The following is a 14,216-nucleotide window of genomic DNA, read 5'->3' as shown; positions in this document are numbered from 1 at the left end:
CCCGGGCCCCGGCCGACCCACCTCGCGGCCGGGGCCCACCCCTCACCGACCCCCTCACGTGCAAGGAGCCCGAGCGATGCCTGCCGACCAGAACGCCGCCAGTAGCGGTCCTGAGCTGCGACTCTGGGGCGCGCGCTTCGCCGACGGCCCGTCCGAGGCGCTGGCCAGGCTCTCCGCCTCGGTGCACTTCGACTGGCGCCTCGCGCCGTACGACATCGCGGGCTCCAAGGCCCACGCCCGGGTCCTGCACAAGGCCGGCCTGCTCAGCGAGGCCGAGCTCGACGGCATGCTGGCCGGGCTCGACCGGCTGCTCGCCGACGTCGAGGCCGGCACCTTCACCGGCACCGTCGCCGACGAGGACGTCCACACCGCGCTGGAGCGCGGCCTGCTGGAGCGGCTCGGCGCCGAACTCGGCGGCAAGCTGCGGGCCGGGCGCTCGCGCAACGACCAGATCGCCACGCTCTTCCGGATGTACCTGCGGGACCACGCGAAGATCATCGGCGGCCTGGTGCTCGACCTCCAGCACGCCCTGGTCGGCCTGGCCGAGGCGCACCCGGACACCGCCATGCCGGGCCGCACCCACCTCCAGCACGCCCAGCCCGTGCTCTTCGCCCACCACGTCCTCGCGCACGTGCAGGCCCTCGGCCGGGACGCCGAGCGGCTGCGCCAGTGGGACGTCCGGACGGCCGTCTCGCCGTACGGCTCCGGCGCACTGGCCGGCTCCTCGCTCGGCCTCGACCCGCAGGCGGTCGCCGCCGACCTCGGCTTCGAGGGCGGCTCGGTCGGCAACTCCATCGACGGGACGGCCTCGCGCGACTTCGTCGCCGAGTTCGCCTTCGTCACCGCGATGATCGGGATCAACCTCTCCCGGATCGCGGAGGAGGTGATCATCTGGAACACCAAGGAGTTCGGCTTCATCACGCTGCACGACGCCTTCTCCACCGGCTCCTCGATCATGCCGCAGAAGAAGAACCCGGACATCGCCGAGCTGGCCCGCGGCAAGTCCGGCCGCCTGATCGGCAACCTGACCGGCCTGCTGGCCACGCTCAAGGCGCTGCCGCTCGCCTACAACCGGGACCTCCAGGAGGACAAGGAGCCGGTCTTCGACTCCTGCGACACGCTGGAGGTGCTGCTCCCGGCCTTCACCGGCATGATGGCCACCCTCACCGTGCACCGGGAGCGGCTGGAGGAGCTGGCCCCGGCCGGCTTCTCGCTCGCCACCGACATCGCCGAGTGGCTGGTCAAGCAGGGCGTGCCGTTCCGGGTCGCGCACGAGGTGGCTGGCGCCTGCGTCAAGGTCTGCGAGCAGCAGGGCATCGAGCTGGCCGATCTGACGGACGAGCAGTTCGCCGCGATCTCCGGGCACCTCACGCCCGAGGTGCGGTCCGTGCTCAGCGTCCACGGCGCGATCGCCTCGCGCAGCGGGCGCGGCGGCACCGCCCCCTCGGCGGTCGCCGTCCAGCTGGCCGAGGTCAAGGCCGACCTGGCGCGCCAGGAGGAGTGGGTCCGGGGCTGACCCGCGGGCCCGGCCCGCGGGCCGGGGAGGGGCGTGGCGGGACGGCCGCCGCGCCCCTTTCGCGTGCGCGCGACCGGCCGGCCGTAACCGCTCCGGCCGACGGCCGGTCATGCACGGTATGTGCACCAACGTTCCGTCCGTCCCCTCCGCCGAGGACGAGGTGTTCGCCGCGCTCCGGCGCCGCCTGGTCCGCGAGGCGGTGGCGGCCCTGCCCGGCCGCTGCCCGCAGCTGGTCACGGCCCTCGCCGAGGACCCGCCGCCCACCTACCGCGAGCTCTCCGAGCGCCTCGGCATGCCGCGCGGCTCCATCGGCCCCACCCGTTCCCGCTGCCTCGCCTGCCTCCGCACCCTCCTCCACACCGAGCGCCACGTCTGACCCCGCCCGCCCTCCTCGCCGGACGTGACCTCGACCACGTCCGGCGGCCGGGAGGTTGAGAGCAGCTGACACACGGGTAGAGCGCTGGCGAACGTGGCTCCTGACGGCCGTGCGAGCGCTTGCACACCAGGCGTGAGCGCGCCGTCGGCGCCGTGGACCCGATCCGGGCGCCGCGGCTGGTACGTTCGTGCGCCACCCCCGGTCAGGGCAGATCCCCGGCCGGGGCACCTCCGGCAGGGCAACCGGTGCGGCACCCTCGCGTTCGCGCGCCGGGCACGACGATGGGGAGGCCCCAGCACATGGGCATGAGCGTGATCATCTCGGCGGCGGACGCCGGGGACGCGGAGCAGATCCTCAAGCTGCAGTACCTCGGCTACCAGAGCGAGGCCGAGCTGTACGGCGACTGGACCCTGGAGCCGCTGACGCAGACCCTGGAGAGCCTGCGCGGCGAGCTGAGCGAGCAGCAGTTCCTGGTCGCCCGCCTCGGCGACGAGGTGGTCGGCACGGTGCGCGGCCGGATCGACCCCGACGGCATCGCCCGGATAGGGCGTCTGGTCGTCCACCCCCGGATGCAGCGGCACGGCCTCGGCGGCCGCCTGCTGGAGGCGCTGGAGCGCCGTCTCGCCGAGGACGGCCGCCCGCTGACCGCCTACCGCCTGTTCACCGGCCACCGCAGCCTCGGCAACCTGCGCCTCTATACCCGCCAGGGCTACCGTCAGACCGCCGTCGAGCAGGTCGACGGGCGGCTCAGCCTGGTCCACCTGGAGAAGGCCGCCGGCGCCGAGCTCGCCGCCACCGCCTGAGCGCCGGATCCGCCGACACCCCCGCGGAAACCTCCCGGCCGAACCCGGCGCCGCCACCATCCGGACGATCCGGTGGCGGCGCCGAGTCATATCGTCGCTGGTCACAGCGTTTTCCGTCCGCATTGCGGACAGTGCGTCCGAATAATTGGGACCAGCTCGGCCCATCTGATTTACTGGCTCACATGACTGCGACGACGAACTGGACCCCCACCGGCACCATGCCGGCAGGTGAGCGATCCATGTGTCGTCGAATGTGTCGGCGCTGAGGGCCACCGTCCCGTCCCCAGGCTCAGCCCGGGGGTACTCCCACCTCGCGCCCCGAAGCGAGACCAGGCCGCTCCCGTCGAATGAGAGCGCGCCCCGCCTGCCCTAGCGCAAACCCCTTCCCTCCGCATGCCCGCTGCCGGGCAGGCGGCCGTTCCCGCCGACCCGTCAGGGCCGCGCCGTCGCGCGCCCCGACCACCGGCCGGGCGCGGTCGAGGGGTGGCAGGTCCGGATCCCCCCCGGCGTCACGCCGTCCACGCCGCCGACCGCAACCCGGTCCGGCGTCCGCACGCCGTCCGCCCCCGACCCACGGAAGCACCTGTGATCACCACCACGGACCTCACCAAGGTCTACCGCTCACGCGACCGCGAGGTGACCGCCCTCGCCGGCGTCGACCTGCACGTCCGCCCGGGCGAGGTCTACGGAGTCGTCGGCACCAGCGGTGCCGGCAAGTCCACCCTCATCCGCTGCGTCAACATGCTGGAGCGCCCCAGCTCCGGCACGGTCACCGTGGACGGCATCGAGCTCACCGCGCTCCCCGGCGGCGAGAACCGGGCCGGCCGGGAGCTGCGCGAGGCCCGCCGCCGGATCGGCATGGTCTTCCAGCACTTCAACCTGCTCGCCTCGCGCACCGTCCAGCAGAACGTCGAACTCCCGCTGGAGATCATCGGCCTGGACCGCGCCGAGCGCCGCCGCAAGGCCGCCGAGCTGCTGGATCTCGTCGGCCTCGGCGACAAGGCCCGCAGCTACCCCGGCCAGCTCTCCGGCGGCCAGAAGCAGCGCGTCGGCATCGCCCGCGCCCTCGCCGGCGACCCCAAGGTGCTGCTCTCCGACGAGGCCACCTCGGCGCTCGACCCCGAGACCACCCGCTCCATCCTCAAGCTGCTGCGCGACCTCAACCAGCAGCTCGGCCTCACCGTCCTGCTGATCACCCACGAGATGGACGTCATCAAGTCCGTCTGCGACTCCGCCGCCCTGATGCGCGGCGGCCGGGTGGTCGAGTCCGGCGCGCTGACCGACCTGCTGGCCAGGCCCGGCTCCGAGCTCGCCCGCGAGCTCTTCCCGCTCAGCGAGTTCGGCACCGGCCACCCCGGCGGCACCGTGCTGGAGATCACCTTCCAGGGCGACACCTCCGCCCGGCCCTTCGTCTCCCAGCTCACCCGCACCTACCAGATCGACATCAACATCCTGGGCGCGGCCGTCGAGACCATCGCCGGCCGGATGGTCGGCCGGATGCGGGTCGAACTGCCCGGCACCCGTGCGGACAACGTGGTGCCGATCGGCTTCCTGCGCGAGCAGGGCCTGCAGGTGGACGTGATCGGCGCGGACGGCGCCGGCGAGGCGAGCGGAGCGGTGGCATGACCTGGGACCAGATGCAGGAACTGATGCGGCCCGCCACCTGGGAGACCCTCCAGATGGTCGGCGTCGCCACGGCCTTCACCGTCCTGCTCGGCCTGCCGCTGGGCGTCCTGCTCGTCCTCACCGACAAGGGCGGCCTGCTGCAGAACCGGCCGGTCAACAAGGTGCTCGGCGCCGTCGTGAACGTCGCCCGCTCGGTGCCGTTCATCATCCTGATGATCGCCCTGATCTCCTTCACCCGCTGGCTGGTCGGCACCTCCATCGGCTGGCAGGCCGCGACCGTGCCGCTCACCATCGGCGCGATCCCGTTCTTCGCCCGGCTGGTCGAGACCTCCATCCGCGAGGTCGACCGCGGCCTGGTCGAGGCGGTGCAGTCGATGGGCGGCTCCACCTGGACCATCGTCCGCAAGACGCTGCTGCCCGAGGCACTGCCGGGCCTGGCCGCCTCGGTGACCACCACGGTCATCACGCTGGTCAGCTACTCCGCCATGGCCGGCGCGGTCGGCGGCGGCGGCCTCGGCACCCTGGCCATCAACTACGGCTACTTCCGCTTCGAGACCGCCTTCATGTGGATCATCGTCGCCGAGCTGGTGATCATCGTCACCCTCGTGCAGCTGCTGGGCGACCGGGCCGTCCGCAGCCTGGCCAACCGCGGGCGCACCGGCGGCCGGACCCGCCTGCTCCGCCCGCGCGGCACCGCCCCCGCGGCCGCCACCGACGAGGACCTCGTCGCCTCCTAGCGGCAGTCCCGCGGACAGCCCCCCAGACCACCCGTCGTCCGCTCCCGGACGCGGCTCCCCGCACCACGCAGAAAGGCACTTTTCGTGCGCAACGCCCTGAAGTTCACCAGTGTCCTCGCCACCGCCGGCATCGCCCTCTCGCTGGCCGCCTGCGGCAGCTCCGGCTCCTCCGGGTCCTCCGACCCGAACGCCGCGCTGACCGTCGTCGCCAGCCCCACCCCGCACGGCCAGATCCTCAAGTACGTCAAGGACAACCTTGCCGAGAAGGCCGGCCTCAAGCTCACCATCAAGGAGGTCACCGACTACGTGACCCCCAACACCGCGGTGCAGGACGGCTCGGCCGACGCCAACTACTTCCAGCACGTGCCGTACCTGGAGGACTTCAACAAGAAGCACGGCACCCAGATCGTCTCCGTCGAGCCGGTCCACCTGGAGCCGCTGGGCGTGTACTCGAAGAAGGCCAAGGCCATCGGCGACCTCGCCAACGGCGCCACCGTCGGCCTGCCGAACGACGCCACCAACGAGGGCCGGGCGCTCAAGCTGCTCGCCGACAACGGCATCATCACCCTCAAGGCCGGCGTCGGCACCGGCGCGACCCCCGCCGATGTCACCGGCAACCCGAAGAACCTCAAGTGGAAGGAGCTGGAGGCCGCCCAGCTGCCCCGCTCCATCGACGACCTCGACGCCGCCGTCATCAACGGCAACTACGCCCTCGACGCGGGCCTCAAGCCCAACGGCGACTCGCTGGTCCTGGAGAAGGCCGAGGGCAACCCGTACGCCAACATCCTCGCCGTGAAGCAGGGCAAGGAGAACGACCCGCGGGTCAAGAAGCTCGCCGAGCTGCTCCACTCGCCCGAGGTCAAGAAGTACATCGAGGACAACTTCAAGGGTTCCGTCATCGCCGGCTTCTGATCCCGGGGTCCTGGTCCCAGGGTTCGAACGACCGGGCCCCCGCCGCACCCCGGCGGGGGCCCGGTCGGGCAGTATGCACCAGTGACGCCCTGACAGACCGTGTTCTGACGTACCGTCGTCCGGTCCGCGCACCGCGTGGCACAGGGGGCACCGGCGAGGCGTACGGTGTGTCCACGACCCGGCGAGGAGAGACGGCATGGCAGCGAGCTTCCCCGAGACCGCCATCAGCACCGAACGGCTGGTGCTGCGCCCCCTTGCGGAGGACGACGCCCCCGGCCTCGCCGAGATGATGGCCGACGAGCTCGTGCTGGCCTGGACCGACCTCCCGCACCCCTTCACCGAGGCCTACGCCGCCGAACTCGCCCGCACCCTCGCCCCCGCCCGCCGCGCGGCCGGCCACGGCATCGTCTTCGCGGTCACCGAACACCTCACCCAGCGGCTGGTCGGCCTGGTCGAACTGCGCAACACCGACTGGCGGCTGCGCTCCACCGAGATCGCCTACGTCACCGCCCCCTGGGCGCGCGGCGAGGGCTACGCGCCGGAGGCCGTCCTCGCCGTCGCCCAGTGGCTCTTCGAGGACCGCGGCTTCCTGCGGCTGGAGATGCGCACCGCCGCCGGCAACACCGCCGCCCAGCAGGTCGCCCAGAAGATCGGCGGCATCAGCGAGGGCGTGCTGCGCAGCGCCTGGATAGTGCGCGGCGAGCCCGGCGAGGTGACCTTGGGGGCGCCGGCCGGCCACCCGGGCGGGGGAGAGAGCCGCAGCGACCTCATCCTGTGGAGCCTGCTGCCGGAGGACATGGAGAGCCCGGCGGACCAGGAGGCCGGCTGGCCCGGCGACCGGTACGTCCTCCGCGACTGACCCGCGGCCGTCCTTCTCTGCCGACCCTCGGCCGCGTCCGCCCGGCGCACGCCGCCGCCGGTCCGGCGCACTCCGTCCGCCCGGCGCACCCCGTCCGTTCCGCGCGCCTGCCCTCCGGGCCGCCCGTGACGCCCCCGGGCGGCGGACAGGTGTGCGAGATGTCGGCGCCGGGGGGATGACACCCGGTAGCCTCTGCACCGGCGCCGCACGCGGGCGCAGCATGTCGGCGCACCGAGGCGAGGGAGAACGCCGCAGATGGCTGACCGGATCACGGTCATCGGGTGGGACGGCACACCGCTGACCGAGGCCGCCGCCGCGGCCCTGGCCGCGGCGACCCTGGTGGCCGGCGCCCCCTACCAGCTCAGCGCCCTGCCGGTGCCGTCCGGCGCCGAACGGCTCGCCCTCGGCAACGTCCGGCTCGCCGCCCGCCGGATCGCCGAGCACCGCGGCGCCGCCGTCGTCGTCGCCGAGGGGGACCCGGGGTTCTTCGGCGTCGTCCGCACCCTGCGCCGCCCCGAGTACGGCCTCGAACTGGAGGTCCTGCCCGCCGTCTCCTCGGTCGCCGCCGCCTTCGCCCGGGCCGGCATGCCCTGGGAGGACGCCCAGGTGGTCAGCGCCCACGGCGGACGGCTGCGCCGCGCGGCCAACATCTGCCGGGCCCACCCCAAGGTCGCCGTGCTGACCGCACCCGGGGCCGGGCCCGCCGAACTCGCCCTGATGCTGCGCGGGGTGCACCGCACCTTCGTGGTCTGCGAAGCCCTCGGCACCCCCGAGGAGGACGTCACCGTCCTCACCTCCGACCGGGTCGCCGACCACGTCTGGCGCGACCCCAGCGTGGTGCTGGTGATCGGCGGCAACAACAGCGGCCCGCAGACCGGCACGGTCGGCGAGGCGGCCGGCTGGCTGGCCGGGCGCCCGGTCGGCTTCCCCGGCCCGGACCGCGGGTGGGCGCTGCCTGCCGACGCGTACGCGGGCGCCGGGCGCACGGAGGATGCGCCGGGCGCATCGGAGCCGCTCCCCGCGCACGCGCGCGCCCTGGTGCTGGCCCGTCTGGGTGCCCGTCCCGGTGACCTGGTCTGGTCGGTCGGCGCCGGCAGCGGCGCCCTCGCCGTCGAGGCCGCCCGGTTCGGCGCCGCCGTGGTCGCCGTCGAGGCCGACCGCTCCGCCTGCGCCCGGCTGGCCGTCACCGCCCGCCGCTACGGCGTCGAGGTGGAGACCGTCCACGGGGGCGGCCCCGAGGTGCTCGGCGGCCTGCCGGAGCCGGACGCCGTCGTCGTGGAGTCCGGCGGGCCGGCGGTGGTCCGCGCCGTGCTCGCGCGCCGCCCCGAGCGCTTCGTCGCCGTGGCCCGCACCCTTGCCGAGGCGGAGGAGATCCGCCGCGCCATCGGCGAGGCCGGCTACCGGCCTGACGGCGCCCTGCTCCAGTCCGCGCCGCTGGCGGCGGACGGCGCGGGCGCGCTGCGCCTGGGCGCGGGGGAACCGGGTGCGCTCCTGCTCTGGGGTGAGCAGATCGTGTGAAGGCGAAGCACCTCGGCCGCTCCTGCGAGCCGCCCGGTGGCGCATCCGGTGAGGGTTCCGGCGAGGTCCCGGTGGTCCGGTGACGATCCGGTGCGGATCCGGCCCGCAGGCGGTGGTGCGCCGGGGGACGGGGGGCGCGCGCGGGGCGGTGATCCAGGTCGCATCCGGACACCGATTCGAGAGGCGGTGGCGCCGGGCCGGTAGTGTGGCGTCCGGGACGGCGGCGGCGTCCGCAAGCCCGCCCGATCCGGTCGGTTTGTCGCCTTTTTGACGTGATGCAAGCCGGTGCGGCTCGGAGTGTGGGCAATTCGACGGGCCGCGTGCCGGACCTGGAGAATGCCGTAGGGTCCGGTGCGGTCGTGCCGGTTGCCCCGGCTTGTCGTTGTTTCAGGTGACGCGCCGCCCCTCGTGGTGGTGCGCGGGCCGGGGTGCCGCAGCGCGCCGGAAGGATGTCGGCCGCAGCGCCCCGGGCGCGGCGGCCGTGTGTGGTTGAGGGGCGGGCCGGTGCAGGCCGGCCCGTGCGGATGGGCGCTGCGGTCGGTGATCGCGTCGCCGAGGGCGCGGCAGCGGCCTGGAAGGAGCTTTGACATGACCGATGGCGGCCACGTCCCGAACGAGGGACTGCCGGAGCACCTGCTCGCCGGGTCCGACCCGCTCGGCGGCCCGGAGGGCGTCGCGGCCGTCGCACCCGTGCAGGGCGTCGCCCCCGTGGCGGGTGTCGCGATGGACGGTGGCGTGATGCCGGCGCCCGCGATGCCGAACGGTGGGATCCCGCACGGCGGGGTGCCGGCCGGTGCGGTGCCGGGGAACGGCGTGCCCGGCGCGGTGCCGCCGGCCGTGGGCATGGTGCCGCCGCAGGCCTTCCCCGGTCAGGCGCAGCCGCTCGGCGTGCCCGGCTACGGCGTCCCGGTCGCCGGCGCGCCCGTCGTCGGCCTGCCCGGCGAGGGCTGGGCGACCGACCAGGTCGCACCGAGCCCCGCCTTCCACTTCCTCGACGAGCCCGACCAGCCGGACCCGCTCGACGACGAGGACGACGTCCTGCTGATGCCCGGCCCGCAGGGCTCCTGGGGCGAGCCGCTCGCCGCCGAACCGCAGGCCGGGCCCGGCACCCCGGTCGAGCCGTCCTGGCCGCCGGTGGAACCGCCGGTGCTCGGCGCCGCCGACCCGGCCGCCCAGCAGATCCCGGGGCAGCCGCAGGGCCAGCCGCTGCAGGCCCAGGGCCAGCCGCTCCAGGCCGTTCCGCTGCAGGCGCAGGGCCAGGACGCGCTGACGGCGGCTCAGCAGCCGCGCCGCCCGCTGCACGCCGGTCCGCCGATCCCGGACCCGTCGCTGATGACCGGCCACGTGCCGGTCCGCTCGCTCGCCGACCGCGGCCCCTCCCAGGGCGGCACGCCCGCGCACGGCATCCCGGTCGTCGTCGGGCAGCCGGAGCCGCAGGCCGCCGTGCCCGTCCAGGCGCAGCCGGTGCCGCAGCAGGTCCAGCAGCCGGTCCAGGGCATCCAGCCGGTTCACGACGTGCCGCAGGCCGTCATGACCGTCGGGGCCATCGAGGTGGTCGAGGTCGTCGAGGAGGCTCCGGCCGCCGAGCCGGTGGCGGTCGAGCCGGTGGCCGCCGAAGCCGTTGTTGCCGAGGCGGTCGTTGCCGAGGCGGTGGCGGAGCCCGTTGCCGAGGCCGCCGCCGCGCAGCCGGTCGAGCCCGCCCAGGCCGGGGCCCCGGAGCCCGCCGCCGAGGCGGTGGCCGTTGCCGACGCTGCCGCTGCCGAGCCCGTCGCCGCCCCGGCCGAGGCCGCCGCCCAGGCCGAGCAGCCGCAGGCCGCTCAGCCGCGCCGGATCTCCGCCTTCCTCGCCGCGCCCGCCCCGCACGGCCTCCCGCAGGTCGAGGCGGTCCAGGCCGTCGTCGAGGGCGAGGTTCCGCAGCCCGCCCCCATAGCGCCCGCGGAGCAGTCCGGGGCGCCGGCCGCCGAGCCGGCCCAGGACGCCGTACCGGCGGAGGCCGCCGTACCGGCCGAGGCCGTCGCCGTCGCCGGGACCGACGCCCAGCCCGAGGCCGCCGCCGAGACGGCGGCCGGCACCGGCGAGATGCCGTCCGGCCAGGCCGTTGCCGCGCCCGAGGGCGAGGCCGGGGCCGAAGCCGCGGCCGAGGCCGTCGCTCCGGAAGCGGTGGCTCCCGAGGCCGTTGCTCCCGAGGCCGTTGGTCCGGAGGCCGTCGCTCCGGAGACCGTCGCTCCCGAGGCCGTGGCGCCCGAGGCGCTCGCCGCCGTCGCTCCCGAGGTCGAGGTCGCCGTCCAGCCCGAGGCTGAGGCCACCGTCCAGCCGGAAGCGGCCCAGGACGCCGAGACCGTCGCCGCCGAATCCATCGCCGCCGAATCCGTCGCCGCCGAGGCCCCCGTCGCCGAGACCGTCACCGAGGCGTCCGCCGACGCCCCCGCGGAGGCGTCCCCGGTCGCGGAGACCGCGGCGGAGACCGTCACGGAGAGCGCCCCGGAGCCGACCGCCGAGGAGGCCGCCCAGGCGCCCGCCGAGGACGTCGCCCCCGAGGAGCCCGCCGAGCCGGCCGGCCCCGCCGCCCCCGCGTACGACGACGCCGGCCGCGAGGCCGTCCACCAGGTCATCCGGCAGCGCCGCGACATCCGCAACGGCTTCCGCCCGGACCCGATCCCGCACGAGGTGCTGATCCGCGTCCTGGAGGCCGCCCACACCGCGCCCAGCGTCGGCTACTCGCAGCCGTGGGACTTCGTGGTGATCCGCTCCGCCAAGACCCGCCGCAAGATGCACGAACTGGCCGAGCGCCAGCGCGAGGCGTACGCGGACTCGCTGCCCAAGGGCCGGGCCAAGCAGTTCAAGGAGATCAAGACCGAGGCGATCCTCGAGACGCCCGTCAACATCGTGGTGACCGCCGACCGCACCCGCGGCGGGCGGCACACCCTGGGCCGCCACACCCAGCCCCAGATGGCCCCGTACTCGGCCGCCCTCGCGGTCGAGAACCTCTGGCTGGCCGCCCGCGCCGAAGGCCTCGGCGTCGGCTGGGTGAGCTTCTTCGACGAGGAGGAGATGGTCCGCGAGCTCGGCCTGCCCGAGCACCTGGAGGTCGTCGCCTACCTCTGCGTCGGCTACGTCGACGCCTTCCCGGACGAGCCCGAGCTGCAGCAGCAGGGCTGGGCGAAGAAGCGCCCGCTGTCCTGGGTCGTCCACGAGGAGCAGTACGGCAACCGCGCGCTGCCCGGCGAGGAGCCGCACAGCCTGCTGGCCGAGACCCTGCGCGGTATCCGTCCGCTGGACGCCAAGGCGCTCGGCGAGGCCTGGGACCGCCAGAAGCGGATGACCAAGCCGGCCGGCTCGCTCGGCATGCTGGAGATCATCTCCGCCCAGCTGTCCGGTCTCTCCCGCAAGTGCCCGCCGCCGGTCCCGGAGCCGGCCTGCGTGGCGATCTTCGCCGGCGACCACGGTGTCCACGCCCAGGGCGTCACCCCGTGGCCACAGGAGGTCACCGCCCAGATGGTCGGGAACTTCCTGGCCGGAGGAGCGGTGGTCAACTCCTTCGCCAAGCAGATCGGCACCGAGGTCTGCGTGGTGGACGTCGGCGTCGCCGCCGAGCTGCCCCACGCGATCCAGCAGGGCCGCACCACCGGCCTCCTGCCGCGCAAGGTCCGTCCCGGCACCGGCGACATGACCCAGGGCCCGGCGATGACCCGCGAGGAGGCGCTGAAGGCGATCGAGGTCGGCATCGAGACCGCCCGCGACCTGGTCGCGGCCGGGAACAAGGGCCTGGTCACCGGTGACATGGGGATCGCCAACACCACCGCCTCCGCCGCCCTGATCTCGGTCTTCACCGGCCTGGACCCGGCCGAGGTCACCGGCCGCGGCACCGGCATCGACGACGAGACGCACGCCCGCAAGGTCGAGGTGATCCGCGCCGCGCTGGCCCTGCACCAGCCGGACCCGGCCGACCCGATCGGCGTGCTCGCCGCCGTCGGCGGCCTGGAGCACGCGGCCATCGCCGGCTTCCTGCTCGGCGCCGCCTCGCTGCGCACCCCGGTCATCCTGGACGGCGTCATCGCCGGCTCGGCCGCGCTGGCCGCCAAGGCGATCGCCCCCGAGGTGCTCGCCGCCTGCATCGCCGGCCACCGCTCCGCCGAGCCCGGCCACCAGGCCGCGCTGGCCAAGCTCGGCCTGCGCCCGCTGATCGACCTCGACCTGCGGCTCGGCGAGGGCACCGGCGCCCTGCTGGCCCTGCCGCTGGTGCAGAGTGCGGCCCGGGCGATGCACGATGTAGCCACGTTCGACTCCGCCGGGGTCACCGAGAAGGCCTGACGCCTGATCGCACCGCTCCGTGGACCGGCCCGAGGGCGCGCCGGCACGCGGAGCGGTGCCGTACCCCCACCACCCTCACCCCCGATCCAGGAGCACCGCCCATGACCGCGCCCAACCCGCATCCCGGCACCGAGGGCCGCACCCCGTACCCGGTCGGCCTGCTGCTCGCCGGCCGCCGTGTCGTCGTGGTCGGCGGCGGCCACGTCGCCCAGCGCCGACTGCCCGCCCTCATCGCCACCGGTGCCGACCTGCACCTGATATCGCCGGCCACCACGCCCGCGGTCCAGGCCATGGCCGACGCCGGCGAGCTGACCTGGCACGAGCGCCGCTACCAGGACGGCGACCTCGCGGACACCTGGTACGCCCTGGTCGCGACCGACGACCCGGAGGTCAACGCGGCGGTCAGCGCCGAGGCCGAGCGCGGGCGGGTGTTCTGCGCCCGCAGCGACGACGCGGCCGCGGCCACCGCCTGGACGCCCGCCAGCGGCCGTGACGCGGGCGCCACCGTCGCCGTCCTCACCGGCGACCCGCGGCACTCCGCCGCGCTGCGCGACTCCATCGTGGACCGCCTGCGGGACGGCTCGCTGGCCGCCCGCCAGTACCGTGCGCACGGCGCCGGCGTCGCCCTGGTCGGCGGCGGCCCGGGCGACCCGGACCTGATCACCGTCCGCGGCCGCCGGCTGCTGGCCGACGCGGACGTGGTCGTCGCCGACCGGCTGGCCCCGCGCGAGCTGCTGGCCGAGCTGCCGGAGCACGTCGAGGTGATCGACGCCTCGAAGATCCCGTACGGGCGGTTCATGGCCCAGGAGGCGATCAACCGCACCCTGATCGAGCACGCCGAGGCCGGGAAGTTCGTCGTCCGGCTCAAGGGCGGCGACCCGTACGTGTTCGGACGCGGCGGCGAGGAGCTGCTGGCCTGCGCCGAGGCCGGGCTGCCGGTCACGGTGGTCCCGGGCATCTCCAGCTCGGTCAGCGTCCCGGCCGCGGCCGGGGTGCCGGTCACCCACCGGGGGATGACGCACGAGTTCACCGTGATCTCCGGCCACGTCGGCCCGGACGACGAGCGCTCGCTCACCAACTGGGAGGCCGTCGCGAAGATGAGCGGCACCCTGGTGCTGCTGATGGCCGTCGACAAGATCGGTGCGATCGCGGCCAAGCTGGTCGCGTGCGGCCGCCCGGCCGACACCCCGGTGGCCGTCGTCCAGGAGGGCACCACCGCGGCCCAGCGCCGGGTGGACGCGACCCTCGCCACCGTCGCCGCCACGGTGGAGGCCGAGCAGATCAAGCCCCCGGCCGTGATCGTCATCGGCGACGTCGTCAACGTCCTGGCCGCCGCCTTCCGGCACTGACCCGTGCCGAGCGGGGCCCGCCGGCCCCCTCGCGCCCGGCCCAGCGCCCGCCCCGCTCTTTGCAAAGTGCGACTTTGCAAAGACTTCTGGAGCTTTTGGCAGCCCCCTGGAGGTGCCCTGGAGTAGGAAGTCGGCCCGGCCGACTTCCTAATACAGCGGGTGCGCGGTCCCGATCACCATCCCCGTGGCCCTGTACCGCGTCCCCCAGC

10 protein-coding genes are annotated in these 14,216 nt (G+C 74.9%); all 10 read left to right on the top strand.

Annotated features, from left to right (window positions below):
* The first annotated feature begins 76 nt into the window (after nt 1-76).
* The 10 genes from argH (at nt 77) to cobA (ending at nt 14,007) form a co-directional block, all read left to right on the top strand.
* The gene (argH, locus tag ABZ885_RS15900; RefSeq protein WP_360188061.1) at nt 77-1,516 is read left to right on the top strand and encodes an argininosuccinate lyase; all 1,440 of its coding nucleotides are present in this window, start codon (nt 77-79) and stop codon (nt 1,514-1,516) included.
* Nucleotides 1,517-1,634: 118 nt separating this feature from the next.
* A complete protein-coding gene (locus tag ABZ885_RS15895) occupies nt 1,635-1,892 on the top strand; it encodes a hypothetical protein (protein ID WP_360188059.1) in 258 nt (85 codons plus the stop codon).
* A 299-nt stretch (nt 1,893-2,191) separates the two neighbouring features.
* Nucleotides 2,192-2,695: a GNAT family N-acetyltransferase gene (locus tag ABZ885_RS15890; protein ID WP_360188057.1), complete on the top strand. Its 504-nt coding sequence runs from the start codon at nt 2,192-2,194 to the stop codon at nt 2,693-2,695.
* A gap of 585 nt (nt 2,696-3,280) precedes the next feature.
* Nucleotides 3,281-4,321 (top strand): ATP-binding cassette domain-containing protein, encoded by a 1,041-nt coding sequence (locus ABZ885_RS15885; RefSeq protein ID WP_360188055.1) that lies wholly within the window; start codon nt 3,281-3,283, stop codon nt 4,319-4,321.
* On the top strand, nt 4,318-5,058 hold the full coding sequence (locus tag ABZ885_RS15880) for a methionine ABC transporter permease (RefSeq protein WP_360188053.1): 741 nt from the start codon (nt 4,318-4,320) through the stop codon (nt 5,056-5,058). Before ABZ885_RS15885 ends, ABZ885_RS15880 begins: the two co-directional genes overlap by 4 nt.
* Before the next feature lie 84 nt (nt 5,059-5,142).
* Nucleotides 5,143-5,970: a MetQ/NlpA family ABC transporter substrate-binding protein gene (locus tag ABZ885_RS15875; protein WP_360188051.1), complete on the top strand. Its 828-nt coding sequence runs from the start codon at nt 5,143-5,145 to the stop codon at nt 5,968-5,970.
* A 196-nt stretch (nt 5,971-6,166) separates the two neighbouring features.
* Nucleotides 6,167-6,829, top strand: a complete 663-nt coding sequence (locus ABZ885_RS15870; protein ID WP_360188049.1) for a GNAT family N-acetyltransferase — start codon at nt 6,167-6,169, stop codon at nt 6,827-6,829.
* A 255-nt stretch (nt 6,830-7,084) separates the two neighbouring features.
* Nucleotides 7,085-8,347 carry a precorrin-6y C5,15-methyltransferase (decarboxylating) subunit CbiE gene (gene cbiE, locus ABZ885_RS15865; RefSeq protein WP_360188047.1) on the top strand — a complete coding sequence of 421 codons (1,263 nt, stop codon included), beginning with the start codon at nt 7,085-7,087 and terminating at the stop codon, nt 8,345-8,347.
* Between the two features lie 588 nt (nt 8,348-8,935).
* The gene (gene cobT / locus ABZ885_RS15860; RefSeq protein WP_360188046.1) at nt 8,936-12,658 is read left to right on the top strand and encodes a nicotinate-nucleotide--dimethylbenzimidazole phosphoribosyltransferase; all 3,723 of its coding nucleotides are present in this window, start codon (nt 8,936-8,938) and stop codon (nt 12,656-12,658) included.
* Nucleotides 12,659-12,759: 101 nt separating this feature from the next.
* Nucleotides 12,760-14,007: a uroporphyrinogen-III C-methyltransferase gene (gene cobA, locus ABZ885_RS15855; RefSeq protein WP_360188044.1), complete on the top strand. Its 1,248-nt coding sequence runs from the start codon at nt 12,760-12,762 to the stop codon at nt 14,005-14,007.
* Nucleotides 14,008-14,216: the final 209 nt, after the last annotated feature.

The sequence above is a fragment of the Kitasatospora sp. NPDC047058 genome (assembly GCF_040643935.1).
Classification (GTDB): domain Bacteria; phylum Actinomycetota; class Actinomycetes; order Streptomycetales; family Streptomycetaceae; genus Kitasatospora.
This window is presented reverse-complemented; position numbering and strand designations above follow the sequence as displayed.